This is a genomic window from Mycobacterium sp. (assembly GCF_039583785.1).
Classification (GTDB): domain Bacteria; phylum Actinomycetota; class Actinomycetes; order Mycobacteriales; family Mycobacteriaceae; genus Mycobacterium.
The window spans coordinates 68,603-92,429 of the sequence record NZ_JAVKSG010000007.1 but is presented as its reverse complement, the minus strand read 5'-3'; the positions used below and the strand labels follow the sequence as shown (position 1 = coordinate 92,429).

General features: G+C 66.6%; 17 protein-coding genes and 2 pseudogenes. 8 read left to right on the top strand and 11 right to left on the bottom strand.

The features are described from left to right. Window positions 1–182 precede the first annotated feature (182 nt). The 3 genes and pseudogenes from ABDV69_RS05125 to ABDV69_RS05115 all read right to left on the bottom strand — a co-directional run bounded on the left by ABDV69_RS05125 (window position 183) and on the right by ABDV69_RS05115 (window position 2,151). Window positions 183–929: a cutinase family protein gene (locus ABDV69_RS05125; protein WP_343572251.1), complete on the bottom strand. Its 747-nt coding sequence runs from the start codon at window positions 927–929 to the stop codon at window positions 183–185. Between the two features lie 152 nt (window positions 930–1,081). After that, window positions 1,082–1,642: pseudogene (locus ABDV69_RS05120) on the bottom strand (hypothetical protein); the annotation flags it as partial. 11 nt (window positions 1,643–1,653) lie between these two features. Then, window positions 1,654–2,151, bottom strand: coding sequence for a hypothetical protein (locus tag ABDV69_RS05115; protein ID WP_343572249.1), 498 nt, complete (start codon window positions 2,149–2,151; stop codon window positions 1,654–1,656). A 421-nt stretch (window positions 2,152–2,572) separates the two neighbouring features. On the opposite strand from ABDV69_RS05115, the gene ABDV69_RS05110 reads away from it, so the two are divergent. Both ABDV69_RS05110 and ABDV69_RS05105 read left to right on the top strand, forming a co-directional pair. Then, a complete protein-coding gene (locus ABDV69_RS05110; RefSeq protein ID WP_343572247.1) occupies window positions 2,573–3,136 on the top strand; it encodes a hypothetical protein in 564 nt (187 codons plus the stop codon). A gap of 101 nt (window positions 3,137–3,237) precedes the next feature. Next, window positions 3,238–3,666, top strand: coding sequence for an SRPBCC family protein (locus tag ABDV69_RS05105; RefSeq protein ID WP_343572246.1), 429 nt, complete (start codon window positions 3,238–3,240; stop codon window positions 3,664–3,666). Between the two features lie 16 nt (window positions 3,667–3,682). On the opposite strand, the gene ABDV69_RS05100 is transcribed toward ABDV69_RS05105, so the two are convergent. Beyond that, complete coding sequence (locus ABDV69_RS05100; RefSeq protein WP_343572245.1) at window positions 3,683–3,862, bottom strand: hypothetical protein; 180 nt, start codon at window positions 3,860–3,862, stop codon at window positions 3,683–3,685. Window positions 3,863–3,888: 26 nt separating this feature from the next. Continuing rightward, entirely contained in the window at window positions 3,889–6,024 is a 2,136-nt protein-coding gene (malQ, locus tag ABDV69_RS05095) for a 4-alpha-glucanotransferase (RefSeq protein WP_343572244.1), read from the bottom strand. Window positions 6,025–6,384: 360 nt separating this feature from the next. On the opposite strand from malQ, the gene eccB reads away from it, so the two are divergent. Together eccB and eccCa are read left to right on the top strand one after the other, a co-directional pair. Then, window positions 6,385–7,899 carry a type VII secretion protein EccB gene (eccB, locus tag ABDV69_RS05090; protein ID WP_343572243.1) on the top strand — a complete coding sequence of 505 codons (1,515 nt, stop codon included), beginning with the start codon at window positions 6,385–6,387 and terminating at the stop codon, window positions 7,897–7,899. After that, window positions 7,896–12,080 (top strand): type VII secretion protein EccCa, encoded by a 4,185-nt coding sequence (gene eccCa / locus ABDV69_RS05085; RefSeq protein ID WP_343572242.1) that lies wholly within the window; start codon window positions 7,896–7,898, stop codon window positions 12,078–12,080. Before eccB ends, eccCa begins: the two co-directional genes overlap by 4 nt. Before the next feature lie 30 nt (window positions 12,081–12,110). Here eccCa and ABDV69_RS05080 read toward each other — a convergent pair whose 3' ends face one another. Further along, the gene (locus tag ABDV69_RS05080) at window positions 12,111–13,304 is read right to left on the bottom strand and encodes a PPE family protein (protein WP_343572241.1); all 1,194 of its coding nucleotides are present in this window, start codon (window positions 13,302–13,304) and stop codon (window positions 12,111–12,113) included. Window positions 13,305–13,388: 84 nt separating this feature from the next. Further along, window positions 13,389–14,591 (bottom strand): PPE family protein, encoded by a 1,203-nt coding sequence (locus tag ABDV69_RS05075; RefSeq protein WP_343572239.1) that lies wholly within the window; start codon window positions 14,589–14,591, stop codon window positions 13,389–13,391. A gap of 849 nt (window positions 14,592–15,440) precedes the next feature. On the opposite strand from ABDV69_RS05075, the gene ABDV69_RS05070 reads away from it, so the two are divergent. From ABDV69_RS05070 to ABDV69_RS05060, 3 genes are all read left to right on the top strand, one after another. Continuing rightward, entirely contained in the window at window positions 15,441–16,691 is a 1,251-nt protein-coding gene (locus ABDV69_RS05070) for a PPE family protein (protein ID WP_343572238.1), read from the top strand. Window positions 16,692–16,773: 82 nt separating this feature from the next. Beyond that, window positions 16,774–18,063, top strand: a complete 1,290-nt coding sequence (locus ABDV69_RS05065; protein WP_343572256.1) for a PPE family protein — start codon at window positions 16,774–16,776, stop codon at window positions 18,061–18,063. A 52-nt stretch (window positions 18,064–18,115) separates the two neighbouring features. Then, window positions 18,116–19,354 carry a PPE family protein gene (locus ABDV69_RS05060; RefSeq protein WP_343572237.1) on the top strand — a complete coding sequence of 413 codons (1,239 nt, stop codon included), beginning with the start codon at window positions 18,116–18,118 and terminating at the stop codon, window positions 19,352–19,354. 363 nt (window positions 19,355–19,717) lie between these two features. Here the strand turns inward: ABDV69_RS05060 and ABDV69_RS05055 are convergent, their stop codons facing one another. From ABDV69_RS05055 to ABDV69_RS05040, 4 genes and pseudogenes are all read right to left on the bottom strand, one after another. Next, window positions 19,718–20,125: a DUF732 domain-containing protein gene (locus tag ABDV69_RS05055; RefSeq protein WP_343572236.1), complete on the bottom strand. Its 408-nt coding sequence runs from the start codon at window positions 20,123–20,125 to the stop codon at window positions 19,718–19,720. Window positions 20,126–20,363: 238 nt separating this feature from the next. Further along, window positions 20,364–20,885 (bottom strand): annotated as a pseudogene (locus ABDV69_RS05050) (nitronate monooxygenase); the annotation flags it as partial. A 134-nt stretch (window positions 20,886–21,019) separates the two neighbouring features. After that, complete coding sequence (locus ABDV69_RS05045; protein WP_343572235.1) at window positions 21,020–21,214, bottom strand: ferredoxin; 195 nt, start codon at window positions 21,212–21,214, stop codon at window positions 21,020–21,022. Window positions 21,215–21,390: 176 nt separating this feature from the next. Continuing rightward, a complete protein-coding gene (locus tag ABDV69_RS05040; protein ID WP_343572234.1) occupies window positions 21,391–23,055 on the bottom strand; it encodes a serine/threonine-protein kinase in 1,665 nt (554 codons plus the stop codon). 389 nt (window positions 23,056–23,444) lie between these two features. Between ABDV69_RS05040 and ABDV69_RS05035 the strand changes: the two genes are divergently transcribed. Then, the gene (locus tag ABDV69_RS05035) at window positions 23,445–23,744 is read left to right on the top strand and encodes a PE family protein (RefSeq protein WP_343572233.1); all 300 of its coding nucleotides are present in this window, start codon (window positions 23,445–23,447) and stop codon (window positions 23,742–23,744) included. Window positions 23,745–23,827 lie beyond the last annotated feature (83 nt).

Below are 23,827 nucleotides of genomic sequence, written 5' to 3'. Positions count from 1 at the left end.
ACCCGCCAGCCCCAAAAACCACCCCCCACCAGCAATAACAGGAGTCTGCCTCAAGCTAGCCCGGAAACTCCCGCTAGCCTTGGAGGGGGCCACGCCGTCGGCCCGGACGCTGCGCGCACGGCCAGGCATGGCTCCGCCGGCGCCGTCCTAGCTCGAGCTCGCGGCCGAAAACCGTCAGCGGATCAGTTGCCGAAGCCCCGGTGCTGCGTCGCGGCGGCAGAAGTGCCACTACCCTGCAGGCGGCTCGCCGCAAAGTCCGCGCCCTGTGCGATGTAGCTTCCGTCATCCACATAACTGTTGTGCGCGGAGAAGTTCATCCCGTCCGAGCAGACTGGGTCTTCGGTGGCGCACACCTCGATGGTCTTGGGCTGGTAAAGCGGGCCGATCGCGAGCTGCGGCTGGCCGAGGAAGTTCATCGCCCGCTCGTTGGGCGTGCCGAACAGCACAACGGCCGCAACATGGTTGGCCACCGCGGGGTCTAACGGTTTCGGTATAGACGCCGGATCGATGTCGTCGGGCACTGAGTCCGGGACAGCGGGGGAGGTGACAAAGCCCATCACCGCGGCCCCCTGCGAGTAACCGCCGAGCACCATCTTGGTGTTGGGGCAGGCGCTGGCCTCGTTGACCACGTGCGTGCTGGCGTCTCTGATGCCGTCCAGGCCGCCGGTCGACCACTGGTCGCTGGCCGGATAGTTCACCGGGTAGACGTCTATCGATCTTCCGCCGATTCGCGACCGCAGCGTATCGACGAAGGCCTGTCCGGTCGGACCCACCCCCGGATCTTCGCCAGTGCCGCGGGCGAACACCACCTCGGTATCGGGGCACGATCGAGCGGATGCGGAAGGAATTGCGTCGGCAGACACAACCGAGGACCCCAGTCCCCATGTCGCGGCGGCCACCGCACCAAGTAGGCAATAGAAGGGTTTCATACCGATCGATGTTCCCACACGAACGCTTGTCCCAAACTAAGAAATCTCTGCGAACGACCCGAGCAGTTGCAGATCCGCTGACAAAGCCGAGTTGCCAACTCGCTCACGCCACCAGTCGGCCACTGCAGCACAATGATCCAGACCGAGGCGGCTACTTTGCTCGGCGCGTCGCAACGCTTGACCAGTCGCACGTCCGGCCGTCCCGAGACGGCATCGGTGCGAAGCCACCGAAACGCTAGTTTGCCGCGGGGATAGTCGAGTGTCGTCAGCGAGTTCAGGTGCGTCGTGTGCCGCTGTTGGTGGCTATGAAACTGGTTCCACACCAACAGCTTCGGAGAATCTGCAGTGCGGCGGTCGGTGGGTGATGACAAGCGCCTCATCCTGGTCGAGCACAAAGCTGCCGTAGAAGTAGCAGGCGTCGCGGGCCGACCAGCCGAAGTTGACATCTGGGAGCTGGTATGGCTCGGCGAATTAGTTTGCCGCGTAGACGATTCCCAGCGGATGAGTGTCATCGATGCGGGCGCTCGCCCGAAGGCGTGCAGCGGGCGCGTCGAGCGCCCCGATCTGCCAGGTGGTCGTGCGTACGGTCAGGGGATCGGCCTACGGGGCGCGAGCCACCGGCACCGCCGCCTCAGGCGTCGGTCCCAGCTCGAACGAAAGGCGTCGATGTCGAGGTCGTCGTCACGCACGATGGCGACGATGCGACCACTAAAGATCACTCACTTCAAACGGGCGGTTGGTCCTGCGGACCGTCGGCCGGAGGGGCATCAGGGTCAGGAGGCGGCGGAGGCTCGGGAGCGACCACGTTCACCAGGATCGGTGGCGGCGGGACGTCCTGCACGGCTTCAGGGTCGACGGGCAGATACATGTGGTGGTTGAACTGTGGCTGAAAGGCGCCGCCGCCACCGATTCGCACGCCGCCGCCGCCTTCGCCGCTGGAAACCGAAGTGCCGTCCGGCAGCGTCACCGCGGTGTGACCGCTGTTCCAGCCGATCACCAGAGCGCCGGGGGCGGTGCCGTACTGGAAGCCACGTGCCAACAATGCCGACTCCTCGTTCCCGGTGTTGAAGCGGTCACCGAAGGCCGGCCGGTCGGTCGCCACATTCGACACCAACGAAGCCAGGCCCGAGCAGTCGACTCCTGCCGGGGAATCTCCACCCCTGATGTAGGGCGTGCCCGACATCTGCTGAAGCAGAGTCATCAGCGTTGCTAAAACAAACATGGGCCGCGACGGTACTAACAAGATCAATTGACAACCAAAATTTGTGCGCGCCATCACTTTTACGCGTGCGCAATGACACACATCTCATTCCTGAGCAAAAACCCTGGTAGGCAAGGATTTCCGAAACGCAAATTTCACACGCGTGGAAGAGATACCCGTTCTTGGCTTTTCGCGGTAACCCGCCGTGGATGCTGCAACTTTAGGTCAAAATCGGCCGTTAGCAAAGAGTTATCTGCCATCTTGCTCAAAACTCCCTGTCAGCTGTCAGCTGGCTCTTCGCAATTCCGGCCCTCGGCGGGATGTGAATCGCCGGCATCGGGGTACCCAGCGGCGGCGTTTGCCTAACGCGTTGGTCACGTGTCCGGCCGACACGGCAGGTTCTGTCGCAGTGTCGGTAGGTGACGTGAGACGGTATTCACTTATGCAGGGCCTCGAGTACATCAGCTACGAGTCCTTCGGGCGGCACTTCTTCGAGGTGGCCGTGACCGAAGAACGTGTCGGCGCCGCGTTCGCCTCGATCGCCGGCGACCAATTCGACATGCCTCCGATGGTTCAGGGTCCGGGCAAGATCGCCAAAGTCAGCGCCAAAGTGACGATCAAGGAGCCGCGGGTCAGCCGTAAAGTCGGCGACAGCATCACCTTTGACATCCACATCCCGCTGGTGATCGATCTGCTCATCGATCTGCGAATCGACAAGCAGCGGTTTGCCGTTGACGGCGATATCGCCTTGAGCGCTACCGCGCGCGCAGCCGCGCCGCTGCTGTTGATCGTCGATGTCGCCAAGCCGCGGCCGGCCGATATCACCGTGCACGTCTCGTCGACAAGCATTCGCGGCGAGCTGTTGCGGATCTTCGCCGGCGTCGACGGCGAGATCCGCCGATTCATCGCGCAATACGTCAACGAGGAAATCGAGTCCCCGCAATCGCAAGCGGCGCAAATCATCGACGTGGCCGAGCAACTCGATCAGACCTGGACGGGTATTTGACCGATCGTGACTGCGCGGTGCGGTTTATCGCGCGGCGGGGTGCGGGTATTCATCGCCGACTCGGCGGTCGAGTGTTCAACCACAGCAGAAAGTGAGACGACGTGGCACAGGTCGATGTCTCGACAACGTCGGATCTCTCGCCGGAATCGGCGTGGAAGCTGGCATCGGACCTAGATCGCTTCGGCGATTGGATGACGATATTCGGCGGCTGGCGCAGCAAAGTTCCGTCGACGATTGAACGTGGCACCAAGGTCTCGTCGCTCATCAAGGTCAAAGGTTTTCGGAGCATCGTCCACTGGGAAGTCACCCGATACGACGAACCCAACGCGATCGAACTGGCCGGCCGCGGTCGGGGCGGGGTTCGGCTCAAGGTGGCCATGGGCGTCGCCGACAACCAGCCGGGGTCCACGTTCGACCTGACTGCCGACTTGACCGGCGGCCTGCTCAACGGCCCGCTCGGGCAGCTGGTGGCCCGCATCGTCAAGTCGGATGTGCGTAAGTCGGTGCGCAACCTCGCCGCGTTGGAATAGATTGGGGCAGCAGCGATTATCCGGCGGCGTAGCGGTGGACCAGGTCGCTGAGCATCGCCCGGTCGGCAACCTCGAGCGTCACGTCGGCAGGGAAAACCGTTGGGCACCCGCTGACCGAATGGCCCAGCGACACCTCGATACCCGCCGGGTCCCGTCCGGCGCCGGCCGCCGATTTGCCGTGCCCGCCGATGTGCACGGGAAGATGTCGACCAGCAACAGGTCTCAGTCGGGCTGACCGCCATCGGTGCGCATGGCCTTGGCCAATGCGGCCGCGCGGGGATCGTTGAATACCTCCTCCAGCAACACCGGCCGACCGTCGGGCCCGCTGAGCGGCACCCGCCAGTTCGGATACTCGTCGGTGGTGCCGGGCTGGTTCTGGGTCCGCCTGTCACCGACCGCGTCGGTCAGGGCCAGTCCCAGCAGTCGCGACGGGGTTCGGCCGAGGTAGCGGTGCAGGGCAAGCACCGTCTCCGCCACGTCAGCGTGCTCGGAGAGCAGGCCTACCCGATGCAGCTCGGCGAGCCACGCCGCCCGTTCGGCCTCGGCAGCGGCGAACTCCTCCTCGACCGGTCGAGTCAACAGTCCCAGTGAATCCCGCAGGCGCACATGGTCTTCGGCCAGATAGCCGGCCGTCGGCGGCAGGTCGTGCGTCGTCACCGACGACATGCAGTACTCCCGCCACCGCCCGGCCGGTAGGGGACCGCCGGCACCGTCGCGGTCCAGCTCGAACCACAGGATCGACGTGCCCAACACGCCGCGCGCACGCAGATAGTCACGAACCCACGGCTCGACCGTGCCGAGATCCTCGCCGACCACCAGCGCCGCCGCGCGCTGCGCCTCCAGTGCGACAATCCCGATCATCGCCTCGTGGTCATAGCGCACATAGGTGCCCGAGGTGGGCGCCTGGCCCTGCGGAATCCACCACAGCCGGAACAAACCGATGATGTGGTCGATTCGTACGCCGCCGGCGTGCCGCAGCACGCTGCGGATCAATTCCCGGACCGGCTGGTACTCCAGCTCCTCGAGCCGATCCGGGCGCCACGGTGGCTGCGACCAGTCCTGGCCCAGCTGATTGAACTCATCGGGCGGCGCGCCGGCGGACACCCCGAGAGCCAGGGCGTCCTGCAGTGCCCAGGCGTCGGCGCCGTCGGGGTGCACGCCAACGGCCAGGTCATGCACGATCCCCAGCGACATCCCGGCCGATACCGCCTGCGACTGCGCGGCGGCGAGTTGCTCGTCGAGTTGCCATTGCATCCAGCGATGGAAGTCCACCGCCGTCTGATGCGTGGCGACGAACCCGGCGACTCCCTCGGCGCCGGGATGGCGCACCGATGCGGGCCACTGATGCCAGTCAGCGCCGTATTTTTCGGCCAGCGCGCACCAGGTGGCGAAGTCGTCGAGCGCAGCACCTTCGCGTCTGCGGTATGCCGCGTAGGCCAGCTCTCGACCCGCCGTGCGGGGAACCCGGTAGATCAGTGTGAGGGCGGCGCGCTTGGCCTTCCACGCGGCGTCCCGGTCGATCGAGTCCAGCTTGGCCGCGTGGTGCTGCAGTTCCTTACGCAGCCGCCGAACCTGGGCGCGTTTACGCAGATCGGCGTACTCCGGGACAGCCTCGACCCGCAGGTACAGCGGATTGACGAAGCGCCGCGACGTCGGCAGATACGGCGACGGCTCCATCGGCTTGGTCGGAGCGGCCGCGTGCAGGGGATTGACCAGCACATAACCGGCTCCGTGCACCGACGCCGACCACACCGCCAGGTCCGTCAGGTCGGTGAGGTCGCCGACGCCCCAGGACTGGCGGGACCGGGCACTATATAACTGTGTCGCCAGCCCCCACGTTCGTCGGGCGCCCAGCCGCTCTGGCAACCCCAGCCATCCCGGCGTCACGATCAGCGCAGCACTGGCCTGATCCGCCCCGGAACGCAGGTGCACCCGGTGATAGCCCGGTGGAAGGTCGTCGGGCAGCACGAAGCTGGCTTCGCCGATCAGCTGCCCGTCCACGTCACAGGGTGCGGTGAAGTTGTCGACCTGGCGAATTCCGGTGCGGACGGTCCCGTCCTCGAGCTGCAACCCAACCTCGGCCGGCTGGCCGTGACCCACGTGAACCCAGAACGACGACGACGCGCCGGCACGCCCCAGAATGGTCGGCGGCAGTGCGCGTGACCAATAGGCACGGTCACGAACGGCCAGCGACGCGGCCCGCTCCGATTCGGTCGTCGCGGCAACGCCGCACGCGGCAAGGACGGCGACCAGGGTGCTTTCCGGGACATCGATCCGACGCCCGCTCCAGTCTTCGTAGTCGGTCGCGATCCCCAAGCGGCCCGCGAGGTCGACCAACGATGGCGGCAACTGGGTCATATACGCCACTCCTGCATCCCGGTCCGGCCGGCATCATCGTCGCCGGCACGTGTCATCATCCCAATCGTCGGTGCCCGGATGACACCCGGACGACCCGAGTGTTCACCTCGACGTCGTATTTTCGGCGGGCGGAGTTTGCTCTTAGCCGTACCATTTGCAGTGAAGACCTTCTCGCATCTCCTCACTACCAATTGGCAGGTGACAGCATTGTGGCGCAAACCACAAACGGCGTGGACGCGGACGTCGCCCGCGCTGGAACGTTCGCGTGGCGGGGTCGCGCGGGGTGCCCTACCGTTAGCCCTGTGAATCGTGGGACGGCACAACTGCCGGTCTTAGCGTCCGACTGGAGCGTGCTCAACAATGGCCGGTGATCAGCAACGGGGATCGGGCTACGGCCTCGGACTGTCCACCAGGACACAGGTAACCGGTTACCAATTCCTGGCCCGTCGTACCGCGATGGCGTTGACTCGCTGGCGGGTGCGGATGGAAATCGAACCCGGCCGGCGCCAGACGCTGGCCGTGGTGGCATCGGTGTCGGCGGCCCTGGTGATCTGTCTGGGCGCCTTGCTGTGGTCCTTCATCAACCCGTCCGGGCAGCTGAACGACACGCCGATCATCGCCGACCGCGATTCCGGGGCGCTGTATGTCCGCGTCGGTGACAAGCTGTATCCCGCGCTGAACCTGGCCTCGGCCCGGCTGATCGCCGGACGCGCGGACAACCCGCACAAGGTGCGCGGCAGCCAGATCGCCGAGCAGCCACACGGTCCGCTGGTCGGCATCCCGGGCGCACCGTCGGAGTTTTCCCCGACCACCCCGGCGACCTCGTCGTGGCTGGTGTGCGATTCGGTGGCGCCGAAGGCGGGAGTGGGCGCACCCTCGCCGGTGACGGTCACCGTCATCGACGGCACGCCCGACCTGTCGGGTCGTCGCAACGTGCTGAGCGGCTCGGACGCCGTGGTGCTCAAGTACGAGAAGGACACCTGGGTGATCCGGCAGAGCCGCCGGTCTAAGATCGACGCGACCAACCGCGCGGTGTTGCTGCCGCTGGGGTTGACCCCGGAAAACGTCAGCCAGGCGCATCCGATGAGCCGGGCCCTGTACGACGCGCTGCCAGTCGGACCGGAACTGTCGGTGCCCAAGGTCCCGGGTGTCGGCCAGCCGGCGGCATTCACCAATGCACCCGGACCGATCGGAACCGTGTTGGTGACGCCGCAGGTCAGCGGGCCGCAACAGTTTTCGGTGGTGTTGGCCGACGGTGTCCAGACGGTCAACTCTGTGGTCGCGCAAATCCTGCAGAACGCCGGGACCTCGGCAGGCAATTCACCCATAGTGGTGGCGCCCGCATCGTTGGCGCAGATGCCGGTTGTCAACGGGCTGGACCTGTCGGCCTACCCCGACAGTCCGCTGAAACCGGTCGACCTGCGGGAAAACCCCGCGACGTGCTGGTGGTGGCAGAAGACCGCCGGGGAGGAGCGCGCCCGCATCCAGGTGATCTCCGGCCCGACGATCCCGGTACCCAACGGATCGACCGACAAGATCGTGTCGCTGGTCAAGGCGGACCCCTCGGGTCGCGAAGCCGATCGCGTCTACTTTGGATCCGACTACGGCAACTGGGTGGTCGTCACGGGCAACGACCCAGCCTCGGCCACCGCCGAATCGATGTGGTGGCTTTCCAGCTCCGGGGTCCGTTTCGGCGTGGAAAACTCTCGCGATTCCCGCAAAGCACTAGGCTTGACGTCGGAGCCGAGTCCGGCGCCGTGGGTCGCACTGCGGTTGCTGGCACCGGGTCCCGCCCTCTCCCGCGCCGACGCAATGGTGCGTCATGACACCCTTCCGACCGATATGAACCCCGCAGAGTTGGTGGTACCCAAGTGAAGCAAGGTTTCGCGCGCCCAACGCCTGAGCGGGCACCGGCCGTCAGGCCCGAGAACATCGTCCTCCCGACACCGCTGAGTGTCCCGCCGCCCGAAGGCAAACCGTGGTGGCTGATCGTGGTTGGCGTGCTGGTGGTCGGCCTGCTGGTCGGCATGGTCGGCATGACGATCGCCAACGGCTCGCGGATGTTCCTGGGCGCCGGTTCGATCTTCCCGATCTTCATGATCGGCGGCGTCGCGATGATGATGTTCGGTCGCGGCGGCGGCCAGCAGCAGATGAGCCGGCCGAAGCTGGACGCGATGCGCGCCCAGTTCATGCTGATGCTCGACATGCTGCGGGAGACCGCCAACGAGTCGGCCGACAGCATGGACGCTAACTACCGGTGGTTCCACCCGGATCCGACGACGCTGTCCGCCGCAGTGGGTTCGTCCCGGATGTGGGAGCGCAAACCCGACGGCAAGGACCTCAACTTCGGTGTCGCCCGGATCGGCGTGGGCATGACCCGTCCCGAGGTGACCTGGGGCGAGCCGCAGAACATGCCGACCGACATCGAGCTGGAGCCGGTCACCGGTAAGGCACTGCAGGAGTTCGGTCGCTACCAGAGCGTGGTGTACAACCTGCCGAAGATGATCTCGCTGCTTGTCGAGCCGTGGTACGCCCTGGTCGGCAACCGTGAGCAGACCCTGGGTGCCATGCGCGCGCTCATCTGCCAGCTGGCCTTTTCACATGGACCCGACCACCTTCAGATGATCGTGGTCACCTCCGACATGAGCAAGTGGGACTGGGTGAAGTGGCTGCCGCACTTCGGCGACCCGCGTCGCCGCGATGCTGCCGGCAACGCGCGGATGGTGTACGCCTCGGTTCGCGAATTTGCCACCGATCAGGCTGAATTGTTCGCTGGGCGTGGATCTTTCACGCCGCGGCACGCCAGCTCGTCGGCCGAGACGCCGACTCCGCACCACCTGATCATCGCCGATGTCGACGACCCGCAGTGGGAGTACGTCATCAGCGTCGACGGCGTCGACGGCGTGACGTTCTTCGACCTGACCGGTTCTGCCCTGTGGACCGGCAACCCGGAACGGGTGCTCAAGTTCACCAACGACGTCGGCGTGATCGAAGCGCTGCCCCGCGACCGTGACACCTGGATGGTGATCGACGACAACCGGTGGTTCTTCGCCCTCGCCGACAATGTCACCGAATCTGAGGCCGAGCAGTTCGCGCACGGGCTGGCCCGCTGGCGGCTGGCCGAGGCCTACGAGGAGATCGGTCAGCGGGTTGCCCAGATCGGCGCCCGAGACATTTTGTCCTACTTCGGGATTGACGATCCTTCCAAGATCGATTTCGAGGCGCTGTGGAGCAGTCGGCGCGATGCGCTGTCGAGCCGCTCCCGGTTGCGCATCCCGTTCGGAAACCGCTCTGACAACGGCGAGCTGCTGTTTCTCGACATGAAGTCGCTCGATGAGGGCGGCGACGGTCCGCACGGCGTCATGTCGGGAACGACCGGTTCCGGTAAGTCGACTCTGGTGCGTACCGTTCTCGAGTCGCTGATGCTGTCGCATCCGCCGGACGAGTTGCAGTTCGTGCTCGCCGACCTCAAGGGTGGATCCGCGGTCAAGCCGTTCGCCCGCGTGCCGCACGTGTCGCGCATCATCACCGACCTCGAAGAGGACCAGGCGCTGATGGAGCGTTTTCTGGATTCGCTGTGGGGTGAGATCGCCCGTCGAAAGGCGGTCTGCGACAACGCCGGTGTCGACGACGCCAAGGAATACAACGAGATGCGCTCGCGCATGCGCGCGCGCGGCCAGGACATCCCGCCGCTGCCGATGCTGGTGGTCGTCATCGACGAGTTCTACGAGTGGTTCCGCATCATGCCGACCGCCGTCGATGTGCTGGACTCCATCGGCCGACAAGGCCGCGCCTACTGGATCCACCTGATGATGGCTTCGCAGACGATCGAGAGTCGGGCCGAAAAGCTCATGGAGAACATGGGTTACCGGTTGGTGTTGAAGGCCCGTACCGCTGGTGCGGCACAGGCGGCCGGTGTTCCCAACGCCGTCAATCTGCCCGCACAGGCCGGTCTGGGCTACTTCCGCAAGAGCCTCGACGAGATCATCCGCTTCCAGGCCGAGTTCCTGTGGCGCGACTACCGCCGTGGCGTATCGCTCGACGACGACGGGCCGGCGATGCTGACCCACGCTGTGGACTACATTCGGCCACAGTTGTTCACCACCGGGTTCACGCCGATCGAGGTCAGTGTGACCGGGCCGGACGAGTTCGCGGCCCTGACCAACGGCGACAGCGGCAACGGCGAGGCCTTCAGTGGTTTCGGCGCCGACGTGGTCGAGGAAGAAGAGGAAGAAGAGGAAGCGATCCGGACGCCGAAGGTCGGTACCGTGATCATCGACCAGCTTCGACGGATCGACTTCGAGCCGTACCGGTTGTGGCAGCCGCCGCTGGACCAGCCGGTGCCGATCGAGAACCTGGTCAACCGCTTCCTCGGGCACCCGTGGCAGGAGCAGTACGGTCAGGCCACCGAACTGGTGTTCCCGGTCGGGATCATCGACCGTCCGTTCAAGCACGACCAGCCACCGTGGACAGTGGATACCTCGGGATCTGGTGCAAACGTGTTGATTCTGGGCGCGGGCGGTTCGGGCAAGACCACCGCGCTGCAGACGTTGATCACCTCAGCTGCGCTGACCCACACGCCCGAGCAGGTTCAGTTCTATGTGCTGGCCTACAGCAGCACCGCGCTGACGACAGTGGCCGGGTTGCCGCACGTCGGTGAGGTCGTCGGTCCGACCGACCCGTACGGCGTCCGCCGCACCGTGGCCGAGTTGCTCGCGCTGCTCCGCGTGCGTAAGCACACCTTCCTCGAGTACGACGTGCCGTCGATGGAGGTCTTCCGGCGACGCAAGTTCGGTGGGGAAGCCGGCCGGGTGCCCAACGACGGCTTCGGCGACGTCTTCCTGGTGATCGACAATTACCGCGCGCTCGCCGAAGAAAACGAAGTGCTCATCGAGCAGGTGAACCTGATCATCAACCAGGGGCCGTCGTTCGGTGTGCACGTGATGGTCACCGCCGACCGCGAATCGGAGCTTCGGCCCCCGGTTCGCAGCGGTTTCGGATCGCGGATCGAGCTGCGTCTGGCCGCGGTCGAGGATGCCAAGTTGGTGCGCTCGCGGTTCGCCAAGGATGTTCCGGTCAAGCCGGGTCGCGGCATGGTCGCGGTGAACTACGTGCGACTGGACAGCGACCCGCAGTCCGGTTTGCATACCCTGGTGGCTCGGCCGGCGCTCACCGATACACCGGACAACGTGTTCGCGTCCGAGAGTGTCGCAACAGCGGTCAGCCAAGTCGCGGTCGGCCACGCGCCGCCGGTGCGCCGGCTGCCGGCGAAGTTCGGGCTGGAGCAGGTGCGGGCGCTGACCCAGCAGGACCAGCGGCAGAACGTCGGCGTCGGTGGAATCGCCTGGGCCATCAACGAATTGGACCTGCAGCCGGTGTACCTCAACTTTGCCGAGAACGCGCACCTGATGGTGACGGGTCGACGCGAATGCGGTCGCACGACGACGTTGGCGACAATCATGGCCGAGATCGGGCGGGTGTACGCGCCGGGGGCCAGCATCGCGGAAGCGACGTCACGTCCGTCGGCGCAGGTATGGCTGGTCGACCCGCGTCGTCAGCTGCTGACCACGCTGGGCACCGACTACGTCGAGAAGTTCGCTTACAATCTCGACGGCGTCTCGGCGATGATGAACGAGCTGGGCGAGGTGCTGGCGCGTCGCGAGCCCCCGCCGGGCTTGTCGGCCGAAGAGTTGCTGTCCCGCGCGTGGTGGAGCGGGCCGGAGATCTTCCTGATCATCGACGACGTGCAACAGCTCCCGCCGGGCTTCGACTCACCGCTACACAAGGCGGCACCGTGGGTCACCCGGGCCGCCGACGTCGGTCTGCACGTGATCGTCACCCGCACCTTCGGCGGGTGGTCGTCGGCGGGCAGCGACCCGATGCTGCGGGCGCTGGCTCAGGCCAACTCACCGCTGCTGGTCATGGACGCCGACCCCGACGAGGGCTTCATCCGCGGCAAGATGAAAGGTGGGCCGCTGCCCCGCGGTCGTGGCCTGCTGATGGCCGAGGATACCGGGGTGTTCGTCCAGGTCGCGGCGACCGAACTGCGTCGATAACCTGCCACGCCGTCAGCGGTCAGCCGCGGGCTATCCACCGAGGGTGGGTCGTGGCATGTGGTAGCTGCGGTTTCTCATGCGGAATGCCTTCTTGTTGGTGGGGCGTCCCGCGCCGCTCGGGATCTGGCCCACGGTCGGCAGGCCGGCCGAGGTTGTGGTCCGGTTTGCCCACGTTGGCAGAGCGCGAAAACCCGTCTCCGCCGAAGCCGCCGGCGCGGCACCCGGGCCGGCCGCCGGAGTCGCCGCGGTCCAGCCCGGCGGCACGGATAAACCGCCGACCGGCACCGTCCGACCCGCGCTGGCCAGCACCCAGTCCGGCGACAATGTTTGCGCCGCCGCAGCGGCGCCGGCCGCGGGCGCTTCGAGTGCCGGCAAACCGGCCGCGAGGGCGCCGTTTCGTTGCAGCGCGGTGACGAACAATCCGATGTAGAAGAACACTTTCGTGAACTGGGCGGCGAAGAAAACCGGCAGGATCAACTCCCTCAAATCCCTGAGGTCGCTGACGAGCGGTATCAACGGCGCTGTCGTGGACGCGGAAGTCTGCGCCGCGGACGGGTTCGTGAGCCCACCCGAGGTGAGGGCCTGTAGCTGCTGTGGCACCGCGGACATCAGCTGCGAGACGCTCGCCTGAGAATGTCCGACGGCGGTGTCGACGGCTTGGCCGACCGCAGCACCCTGGCCGGATTGCCCAGCGGGGTTGGTGGTCTGCGGCGGCTGGCTGAACGGCGTGAGCGTGGCCGCGGCCGAGGCGGATGCGGCGTAGCCGTACATCGCCGCGGCGTCCTGCGCCCACATTTCGGCGTAGACGGCCTCGGTGGCCGCGATCGCCGGCGTGTTCTGCCCGAAGAAGTTGGTCGCGACCAGTGTCGCCAACAGAGTGCGGTTGGCCATCACCACCGCGGGGGGCACGGTCGCGGCGAACGCCGCCTCGTAAGCGGCCGCCGCCGCCCGGGCCTGGCCGGCCGCCTGCCCGGCTTGCCCCGCCGTGGTCGTCACCCATGCGATGTAGGGGGCAGCCGCGGCGGCCATCGCGGTCGAGGCCTGGCCCGACCAGCTCTGGCCTTGCAGCTCCGAGGTCGCCGCGGAATACCCGGCGCCGAACGTTTCCAATTGGGCGGCCAGGCCATCCCAAGCCGCGGCGGCGGCCAGCAGCGGGCCCGGGCCCGGGCCGGTATAGATTCGCGCTGAGTTGATCTCGGGCGGTAGCGACCCGAAATCAACCATCGGCATGGGTGTGGCAGCGGTGGCGGCCGGGCAAACGACAGTCATCGTGAGGGTGTCGGCTCCCGGCCAGCGCAGACACCATCGTTACCCGCCTTGGGGCGGACGCGGCATCGTGAAGCGACGCGGCGGCACGCGCAACGAGCTGCTGACCGACGAACGCGTATTCGCACCTGGGCCCATGCCCACCATCGGACCAGCGCCCGCACTGGGCCCGCTGTCGGCCGATGCCGGAACTGCGCCGAGATCCGTGTTCGACATCCACTCCGGCTCTTCGAAGGCGCTGGCGATCGGAGTTGCCGATGCCCAGGTCTGCGGGACCGACAATCCGCCGATCTTTTCCGCCCGCGCCACGTCGACAAGAACCCGCGCCCGAACACCTTGCGGCACCAGCTGTTCAGCCGCGGCAGCCCGAGCCCCAGCGTCCCCTTCTCCGATCTTCGGCAGATCGTTCTCCTGGAGGGCAGTCCGCTCGGCGGCGAGTTTGAAGCTTCCGCCGCTGAAGAACGTGCGGGTGAAAGCGGCACCGGCAACTGTCGGGAAGAGAGTTTGATTGAAGGCAAAAAGGGCGTTGAGCAGCGGCGACGAAAACGGCCCTAACCCCGCCGCCGCCGACCCTGTCGAAGCCCCCCCGCTGGCGAGACTCTGGAGCTGCTGTGGCAATGCCGTCAGCAACTGGGACAGCGTCGACTGCGAACTCGAGGCGGCGGAACTGCCGACAGCGTGGGCCACCGCGGCGGCCTGTGCGGGTTGGGCGCCGGCAGTGGTGGTCTGCGGCGGCTCGCTGAACGCCGTCAGCCTGCTCGCCGCCGACGACGACGCGGCGTAGCCATACATCGCCGACGCATCCTGTGCCCACATCTGGGCGTATGCCGCCTCGGTGGCCGCGATCTGGGTGGTGTTCTGCCCGAAGATATTGCCCGCGACCAGCGCCGCGTACTCGGCGCGGTTGGCCGTGACCAGCGCCGGTGGCACCGTTGCGGCGTATGCGCTCTCGTAGGCGGCGCCCGCGGCGCGGGCCTGACCGGCCGTCTCCTCGGCCTGCGCCGCCGCCGCCGCCATCCACTCGACATACGGTAGCGCTGCGTCGGCCATCGCGTTCGAGGCGTTACCTGACCACGCTTCGTCTTGTAGCCCCGCGATCACCGCGGTGTAGCCACGCGCGACCGAGTCCAGTTGGCTGGCTATCGCCTGCCACGCTGACGCGGCGGCGATGATCGGACCCGAGCCCGGACCCGCATACATCCGGGCGGAGTTGACCTCGGGCGGCAGTGCGCCGAAATCAAGCATCACCGTCCCCTTTCCCCGAGCAGTCGCAGCCGAGGACCCACCCGCCGCACTTTGCTGACCACCCAACGCCGCGCAGCGGGCCGGTTCGCCCGACGAGCGGCTGCGAGAACAGATGGAAGAGTCAACAGCGACCCGCCGACCACACCACTTTTCTGGCAAGCCCAGGCCAGCATGCCCGCAATACGCAGTGTATTCCGCGTTTGAGCTTTAGACCGGTAACCCCCGATGTGGTGCGGCGGACTTTGTCCAGGCGACCAGCAGGCTCCTCTGCCCGGGGCGCGACTTTGCACCTTCAGCAAACCGCTCCCGGGATTTGGCAGCCGACCGGTGATCGAAGCACAGCGAAGGAACGGGTTTCCACTCGGTGAACGTGAGATGGCCAACCGCTTGGCAACTCGGGTCCGGACTGCAGAAATCTGTTCAGCCTCAGGCCCGCGAACTGGCCGTTTGCTGAAAGTTCCCAGTGCGTCGGCGCAGCGCCGGCGCGCATCCCGCTGTGGTGACCGACCACGCGCTTCTCGTGACCACTGTGCTGACAGCTAAGAGCATCCCGGTAACTGGCAATGAGCTCCGAATATCTTGGGAATTAGCGCCTCTGCGCGAGCCTTGGCATTCGCAGGCCCGCCAACAGCGCACACGCTGCCGAAAAGCGAGGGCAGTCGCCAATCCTGCCTGCCGAGCCGCGACCCAGGCTTCATCAAGGCACCTTCATGCAAACTCACAACCTTCCCTTTCCCTTCATGTGCAGTTCAGCTTCTTGTTGGCGCTGGGTCAATCGACGAACAGAGGCTTAGCGCGCATCGCGACACTCGGTGGGCGTCGCGGACTGCTGACGATAAGGGGAGTCGAATGCTGGGTTTCGAGGTTTTGCCGCCGGAGATCACTTCCGCCAAGATGTACACGGGCCCGGGAGCGGGGCCGATGACGGCAGCCGCATCGGCCTGGGATGCCCTTGCGGCGGAGTTGGATTCGTTCGCGCAGAGCTACTCGTCGGTCATCTCGGCCTTGGAGGGGCAGAGCTGGACGGGTCCCGCTGCCACTGCCATGGCGGCGGCGGCGGCACCGTATGCGCAGTGGGCCGCGTCGACAGCGGCGCAAGCCGAGCAGACGGCCAGCCAAGCGCGCGGGTCGTCAGCCGCCTACGAGACCGCACGTGCGGCAGTTGTGCCGCCGCCGGTGGTGGCGGCCAACCGGACCCAGTTGACCCACCTGATCGCTACCAACCTGTTGGGGCAGAACACCGCTCAGATCGCGGCGACCGAGGCTCAGTACGAACAGATGTGGGCCCAGGACGTCCACGCGATGTACGGATATGCCACGGCGTCGTCGACGGCGACGCAACTCTCGCCGTTCACCGAGCCGCCGCAGACCACCAACGCCGCGGCAGCGGCCAATGCTCCCGCTGCGGCCGCGTCGGCGGCCGCCTCCGCGGGCGCTACCCACGCGCAGACCCTGTCGCAGCTGCTTTCATCGGTGCCACAACAGCTCTCGGCGGCAGCCGCACCGGCGGCGACAAGCTCGAGCACCTCCACGCTGTTCGGCGTGCAGGTGCCGTCATCGCTCCTCACGAGCCTGGGGAACTTCAACACCATTGACGGGCCGGTATCTTTCGGCGCGGCGCTGACCCGTACCGGCGCCAACTCCACCGCCGCCGCCGTGATTGCGTTCCGGGTCTTTGCCGACCTCGCCATCTACTCGCCGCTGACGGGGCTGTCCAGCGCCACGTCGGCGGCTCCGCTGGGCGGGCTGGCATCGGCGGGGCTGGCCGCGTCGGCCGCGGGAAGCGTGCAGAGCGCGACGCTGGCCAGCGTCGGCACAGCCGCTCCGATGGGGCCTCTGTCGGTTCCTCCGGCGTGGGCCAGCGCGACTCCGGTGGCTACCGCGAGCGAACAGCCGCTGTGGCTGTCGGAAGGCGAGGCGATGTGGGCGTCCGATCCGGCGGCGAACGCGGCCGGCGCGGCGCCGGCGGCGGGTATCGGACCGATGGCAGGCATGGCCGGCGCGGTCGCGGCGGGCATGCTGGCACGCCCCGTCGTCAACAACATGCTGCGGGTTGCGCCGCGCCGCTTCAAGATGCCGCGCCCCACCTCCGGTGGATAGCGCTACCCCTTTGCTGCCCCTCAGCCGCGGTGCGCGGCACGGCCAATCTTGTCCAAGTCGAGGAGTGTGAAAAACCGTGGTCCTGAATTTTGCGGCGCTGCCGCCCGAGGTCAATTCGGCTCGGATGTATGCCGGCCCGGGTTCGGCGCCGATGATGGCGGCCGCGACAGCGTGGGATGCGCTGGCCGGCCAGCTGGACGTGTTCGCCACCGGCTACACCTCGGAGCTGGCGAGTTTGCAAGGCCGGGACTGGTCGGGGCCCGCCTCGCATGCGATGGCCGCGGCTGCCGCACCATATGTCGCGTGGGCGAGCACGACGGCCGCGCAAGCCGAGCAGGCGGCCGCCCAGGGTCGGGCGGCCGCGGCGGCCTATGAGGCGGCGTTCGCGATGACGGTGCCGCCCCCGGTGATCGAAGCCAACCGGACGTTGCTGATGGCGCTGGTGGCGACCAACTTCTTCGGGCAGAACACGCCGGCGATTGCGGCCACCGAGGCCCTGTACACGGAGATGTGGGCCCAAGACGCCGCTGCCATGTACGGCTATGCGGGGTCCGCGTTGCCGGCAGCAGCCGCATTGACACCGTTCACCCCACCGCCGCAGACCACCAATGCCAACGGACAATCCACGCAGAACGCCGCGGCAGCTCAGGCGGTCGGCACCGCGACCGCCGACAAGACGCAAATGCTGGCACAGACGGTCTCAGCTGCGCCACACCAGCTGCACAGCCTCTCGACCGGATCAAGCTCGGCCCATTCGGCAGTGTCGTCGGCAACCTCAGCTACATCGCAGGCAACCTCAGCTACATCGCAGGCAACCTCAGCTACGTCGTCGGCAACCTCGACATCGTCGTCTTCACAGTATGTCTACATCACCAATTTCCAAACCTTCAAGCAGTATTACGACATCTACAACGAGGCCATTAACAAAAACTTCTATAACTACGGCGTGACCATCGGGGACCAGGGAGATTTCAACGCCACGCTGCCAAAATTCTTCCAGCATATGGCGCTGCCGAGGGTGCCACCGTTCCTCTATGACAACCCCGAGGAGCCGGAGTTGGTAGGCGCCAGGGGCCTCGCGCTGGCCGGTACCGGCAACGCAGGGTCGGTGGGCACATTGTCGGTTCCGCAGAGTTGGTCGCCGGCGTCACCGGCCAGCGGCCAGACACTGCTGGCGGCCAACGACGCCACCCCGGCGCAGTCGCCGGATACCAGCCACCGTGCCGTCCTGGCCAACTCGGCGAGACCCATGGACCAGGCGCCGCTGTCGGTGGGACCGATGGGAGGTTCGGCGCAGCAGCGCACCGGCAACGCCGTCTTCCGTACGGGAGATCGCCGCTTCCGGATGCCCCGGCCGGCGGTCGGCGGATAGCACCAGTTGAGACCACACGGCTGTCGGGTGTGATCGACGAAAGGGGATGTGGATGTTGGACTTCGGGACGTTGCCGCCGGAGATCACCTCGGCCCAGATGTATTCCGGTCCGGGTTCGGAGCCATTGATGGTTGCCGCGGGCGCCTGGGACCTGCTGGCCGCGCAGTTGGAGTCGTTCGCGCGGGGCTACGCTGCGGAAATCTCGGCGTTGGAGGGCCAGGCGTGGACGGGGTCCGCGGCGGCGGCGATGGCGGCCGCAGCCGGACGGTATGCGCAATGGGCGACGACGACGGGAGTGCAGGCCGAGCAGGCGGCCAGCCAGGCGCGGGTGGCAGCAGCCGCCTATGAGGCTGCGCATTCGGCGGTGGTGCCGCCGGCGGTGGTGGCCGCTAACCGAACCCTGCTGTTGCAGCTCATCGCGACCAACATCTTGGGTCAGAACGCGAACCGGATCGCGGCCGTCGAGGCTGACTACGCCGAGATGTGGGCTCAAGACACCTACGCGATGTTCGGCTATGCGGCGTCGGCGTCGTCGGCGACACGACTGTCGCCGTTCACCGCGCCGCCGCAGACCACCAACGCCGCGGCAGCGGCCGATGCTCCCGCTGCGGCTGCGTCGGCGGCCGCCTCCGCGGGCGCTACCCATGCGCAGACCCTGTCCCAGCTGCTTTCGGCTGTGCCGCAACAGCTTTCGGCGGCGGCAGCGGGTTCGGGCACGGCCGTGCCATCTGGCATACCGGTACCGAAATCGTTCATCACATTCTTAAGCGACATCAATTATGTGAACCAACCCATCGACACCTATGTGTTCATCCAGGCGCGTAATGTCGGGGCGGTCGGTAGCGCCATCATGAATTCCGTCGGCTACTTCAGCGACGGCACAATTGTGGCGGTTCCCGGATTGGCCGACGCGTCATCGCCGTTGGCCGCCGGGCTTGCCGAGTCGACCGCGGGGGCTGAGTCGACCGCGGGGGCCGGTGTTCGCAACGCGGTGCTGGCCAGTGCCGGAACGGCCGCTCCGAGGGGGCTGTTGTCGGTGCCCCAGGCGTGGGCGCAGGCGACGCCGGCCGCGGCGGCGACCGAGCAATGGTTGTCGTCGGGCACCAGCCAGTCGTGGCGGGTAACTCCGGTGGCGCACTACGCCGGTACGGGGCCAGCGGCCGGGATGGGACCGATGGTGGGGGCGGCCGGCGCTGCCGCGGCCCGGAAGCTAACCCGTCCCAGCGTCAGCGCCATCTTGCAGGTCACGCCTCCGCGTTACAAGATGCCTCGGCCGTCGTCGGGCGGATAGCCGAGGCCTGAGGGGCGTGACAAATCCGGCCAAACCCAATTCGGCCGTGGGGCTGACGTGGCCGGTCGGCGTTGATACTCGTCGAGCTGACGTCGAGCTGACCAAGCGCGCCTGCGGTTTCCAGAGCCCGAACGCCCTGATAGCTATGGCACTGCTGACCCGAGACGGACTCTGCCCGCAGCTACCCGGCCGCGCCCCATGAAACCGGGCCCGAAGACGCCAGTTCATCCACCGTCTCACCGGTGGTCAAGATGGCCTGGCAAAACCAGGTCTGCCTATTCTCTGACAGACCCGTCCTCGTGCTGACCCGAATTGTTTTCGGCGGGAACTCGCACACACCGACCAATTCGGCCTCGGCGATGCTCAGGGCAGCGAATCTGGCTCCGTCAACTCCTCAGAGCGAGACGGGCCTCTCTCGACCGCGGTAGTGCGGCAATACAGTGCCCGCGAGACCGCAACGAAATGTGCAGCCTTCAACACGGTCAGGTTGGGATAGGTGCTCCGCACCGAATCTACGGCAGTGCGGGTCTTCTGGCCGCTGGCAATCTGACCGCAGGCGGCTTTGGCGGCGGCGATCGCTTCAGGGCCGGTTGGCTGATCGATGCCGAGACGGCCAAGCGAGTCCAAGAACGTTTCGTCTGTCGCACTTGCGACATACACATCAGTGTCGGTCGGCTCGGCGTATGCCGGCGCGGCCACGCCGACCGCGGCTGCCGCGCCCGCGCCGATCACGATCAGCTTCGCAACCAAACGCGATTTCCCGTTCGCCATCTTGTATCTCCTTGTCCGCACAGGTGATGCCGCCGCAGCTCCGACGTCGGTGTCCGTGAGCCGCTACAGCGTGCCCGTTTCAGTGGTCTACCAGCACGTTAAGTGCTACCGGCGGCCTGGTACAGGTCCGACGGACAAGGTTCGTCGGGGCTTCTACAACTGTTTGTTTTGTGAAATCTTTTGTTCGCCCAATGTTTGCTTTTTCGCAAGGTGACTGCGTCCAGCAAACGGCTCCTCGCTACACCGCGCCTAGCGCGCCGACGATGTCCGCCGCCGGACCCGGGCGAGCGGCAGCGAAGGCCGTGCCCGCCCACAGGTTCGTCCCGTGCGGGTCATCGGCGGCTACCGCGGCTTGTCGGATCGGCGTCGTCATGTGGTGGATCTCGGGGTATCCGAGCGGCGCGACGTCGTCCAGTAGCCGGGTGAAGTCGTTTTCCAGGGCGCGCGCGTAGCGGCCCGAAAACGCCGGGGTCACTTGCGTACTGACGAATTGTGGGTTCTGCAGGGCGGTCCGGTGCGCGGCATTGGTGGCGGCCTCGTCGGCCAGCAGGAGCGCGGTCCCGACCTGGGCGGCCACCGCCCCTCGACGCAGCACGTCGGCGACGGCCTCGGCGGCAACCGCGGCCTCATAGGCCGACGTGACCGTGACGAACAGCAGCATCCCCAACGCCCCGAGCCGTCTCGGCACGTCGGCTGAGGGAACATCGAACGTGAACGACACCACCTCGGGTCGCACATCGGCGATCACCTCGAGCCATCGGAGCGCCCACGATGGGCACCGCGAGATCCCAGAAGCCCACGACCATGGCGCCCCTGTAGTGGAGGCGGCCGAGAAACGGCCGGTGCTCTGCGCCTCGCCCACTGGGCGAACATCGCGGGCTGGAACGCGAGTGGTTAATCCTCTTCCAGGATCAGCGCCATCTCCGGGCAGGCCGCGACCCCGTCGCGGGTTGCTTGCGCGTTCTCGGGCCGCACCTGGTGTTCGTCGAGAATGGAGTAGCCGGACTCGTCGATCGGAAAAACTTCCGGGTCGACCGCGTAGCACTGGGCGTGGCCCACGCATTTCGACTGCGCAAGACGAACCTTCATCGGGCTGCTCTTTCTCGACCGGACACGAGCCAACGGTAAGTGGCCCAGTCACTGCTCGGGCGAGAGCGGAGCTGGTAATGGACGGCAAGAGCCCGAACTCCGGTTTGCCCGTAACAATTTCGCGCTCACGACAGTGCCGCTGCGACTCAGTCGACCAGGTGTTGCGAAGCCCGCGATCAGCGGGTTGGTCTTGTGGTGGCCGGCGCGGGCGGTGTGCTCGTCGGGGGGTCGGGCACCTCAACCCCCGGCGGTACTGCGCCGACATGCGCGGCCACCGCCGGAATCTCAATCGCCGCACCTTGTTGGCTGCATTCGTCGCTGTCGACGGTGACTGTCATCGCGCCGCGCAGCGCACCACCTGCCTGCTGGAGCCGAATCACCTGTGTGGTGGTCTGCGCGCCGGGCACGCCGTTCGGCCCCACGCAGGCGAACAGCACTTTGTCCGGTCGCGACTGCCAGGCGCCGTCGCGAAAATCCAACACGAGCGAGGTATGCCCGCCGGTCGGGCTCACCACTTGGTGGTCGTTATCGTCGAGCAAGGTACCGACCGCGACGCAGGACGTCGGCGTGCATGAAGTGTGAAAAGCCCACCAAGTGCTGACGTTCGGCGGTTGCGGGTCGGGGGTGCTGTTGTAAGTCTGCTGTGCGCGGTTCACGTCGAGACGGTATGACCCGTCGAGCGCTTCTCCCGGACCGGGAAAGTCACGGCCATCGGTCGTCGTTGGGGCAGCGACTGGAGCGGAGCCGCGGATGGCCGCCAGTGGGCCAGTGGCTTGCCTGGACGCGGCGTCATTCCCGCGGCCGATCACGATGCCGACGGCGAGCAGGCCGACGCACAGGGCAGCCGCCCCGCTGCCCAGCCCGACAACCCAGGGCCACCGGCGGCGCCGAATGGCCGCCGGCGCGGTGGACCCGCTGGCACCGACCGGCTGTCCGGTCGCGGCGTGCTGCTGCGCCAGACGCCGAACCGTTCCCGTTGTCGGCGGAGGCTCCGGGCTGTCATCGGGATAATCGACGACGGTGAGGTAGGCCGCGGCACTGCGATCACCGGTCCACGCCCGGGCGCTGTCACTGAGTGCATCCGCGAACGCACGGCAGCTGCGGAACCGATCGTGGGGGTTTTTGGCCAGCGCGGTCGCGAGTGTGTCGTCCAGGCGCGCGAGGTCGGGACGCCGCCCACGCAGGCTTGGCGGCGGTGCTCCGGTGAGCAAGTGGAACGCCGTGACGGCGAGCGCATACTGGTCGGCGCGTCCATCGATGTCGGCGCCCGTCAATTGTTCGGGTGCGGCGTAGACGACCGCTGCATCGGTCAGACCCGGAACCCAGCCGCCGTCGCGGTCACCGAGCCGGCGGGCTATTCCGAAGTTGGTAAGAAGTATTTGTTGTGCACCGTCGGCTGGATTGCCGATCAGGATGTTTGCGGGTTTCACGGCGCGGTGCACCATGCCCCGGCTGTGCGCGTAATCAAGCGCGTCCGCGACGGCCGTCACGATCGACAGCACCCCCCCGACCGGCATTCCGGCCGGAAACCGATTGGCGATGATGTGCGCAGCGTCGGTGCCGTTGACGAAGTCCATGGTGATCCACAGCCGGCCTTCGAACTCGCCCCGATGGTCGACCCTGAGGATGTGCGGATGACGCAGGCTGGTCGCTACCGGAGTCTCGCGGCTGAATCGGTCGCGGAACTCGCGGTCCTCCGTCAACTTCTCTGACAGGACTTTCAGCGCGCTCCAGTGTGGCAACCGTGGATGTTGGACGAGATAGACGTCACCCGTGTCGTCGTGGTCCAGGACCCGCAGAACGCTGTATCCGACGAACGTCGCACCGCTGGAGAACGGCATGGTCAAATCCTAGACACGCCGGCAGCCCGAGGCGTCGCGACGACGAAGCCGGGACGACTCGGGCTATGCCACGCGATAAAACCTCAGCTAGCGCCGTGTAGGCGGGCTTGGGGAGCGGACTTATCGGCGGCTGGATTTCATCCGCTCGGACTGGTCTCCCGGTCGTAGCCAACCGGACCGCAACATATCCGCACTTCGCAGTACTGCGATAGGACAAACCAACCGGTCAGAGCCGTTTAAGTTAAGCGGCTGTTACCGCAGGTGAACAGTTGTTGCTGGCGGGTGAACAGTTGCCGACACGTGGCTTCGGGCCCAGCGCAGAGCCGTGCGCGCGGCTACTCTCATGCACGGACAGATTGGCGGATCGATCGAGAGATAAGGAAACAGCAATGTCGTTCGTGACCACCCAGCCGGAGGCCTTGTCGGCAGCAGCCACCAGCCTTCAGGGTATCGGCGCGGGTATGCAGGCCCAGAACGCGGCCGCAGCGGCTCCCACAACGGGTGTGGTGCCCGCTGCCGCCGACGAGGTTTCAGCGCTCACGGCCGCCCAGTTCGCCGCGCACGCGCAGCTCTACCAGGCCGTCAGCCAGCAGGCCGCAGCCATCCACGAGATGTTCGTCAACACGTTGGGCACCAGCGCCGGTTCCTACGCCGCTACCGAAGCTGCTAACGCAGCCGCTGCCGGCTAAGTGTCGGCATGAAGCCTGTCCCACTGTGGTGCCACGCACGGTGGCTGCCAGTTAGCGGGAAAGGGGGGATCAGCCGTGTGTTC

What these genes read in the sequence shown, in the direction of transcription:
- ABDV69_RS05125 (WP_343572251.1), bottom strand. Translation starts at nt 929, where the DNA reads ATGAAACCCTTCTATTGCCTACTTGGTGCGGTGGCCGCCGCGACATGG.
- ABDV69_RS05115 (WP_343572249.1), bottom strand. Translation starts at nt 2,151, where the DNA reads ATGTTTGTTTTAGCAACGCTGATGACTCTGCTTCAGCAGATGTCGGGC.
- ABDV69_RS05110 (WP_343572247.1), top strand. Translation starts at nt 2,573, where the DNA reads ATGCAGGGCCTCGAGTACATCAGCTACGAGTCCTTCGGGCGGCACTTC.
- malQ (WP_343572244.1), bottom strand. Translation starts at nt 6,024, where the DNA reads ATGACCCAGTTGCCGCCATCGTTGGTCGACCTCGCGGGCCGCTTGGGG.
- eccB (WP_343572243.1), top strand. Translation starts at nt 6,385, where the DNA reads ATGGCCGGTGATCAGCAACGGGGATCGGGCTACGGCCTCGGACTGTCC.
- ABDV69_RS05080 (WP_343572241.1), bottom strand. Translation starts at nt 13,304, where the DNA reads ATGGTTGATTTCGGGTCGCTACCGCCCGAGATCAACTCAGCGCGAATC.
- ABDV69_RS05075 (WP_343572239.1), bottom strand. Translation starts at nt 14,591, where the DNA reads ATGCTTGATTTCGGCGCACTGCCGCCCGAGGTCAACTCCGCCCGGATG.
- ABDV69_RS05070 (WP_343572238.1), top strand. Translation starts at nt 15,441, where the DNA reads ATGCTGGGTTTCGAGGTTTTGCCGCCGGAGATCACTTCCGCCAAGATG.
- ABDV69_RS05060 (WP_343572237.1), top strand. Translation starts at nt 18,116, where the DNA reads ATGTTGGACTTCGGGACGTTGCCGCCGGAGATCACCTCGGCCCAGATG.
- ABDV69_RS05055 (WP_343572236.1), bottom strand. Translation starts at nt 20,125, where the DNA reads ATGGCGAACGGGAAATCGCGTTTGGTTGCGAAGCTGATCGTGATCGGC.
- ABDV69_RS05045 (WP_343572235.1), bottom strand. Translation starts at nt 21,214, where the DNA reads ATGAAGGTTCGTCTTGCGCAGTCGAAATGCGTGGGCCACGCCCAGTGC.
- ABDV69_RS05040 (WP_343572234.1), bottom strand. Translation starts at nt 23,055, where the DNA reads ATGCCGTTCTCCAGCGGTGCGACGTTCGTCGGATACAGCGTTCTGCGG.
- ABDV69_RS05035 (WP_343572233.1), top strand. Translation starts at nt 23,445, where the DNA reads ATGTCGTTCGTGACCACCCAGCCGGAGGCCTTGTCGGCAGCAGCCACC.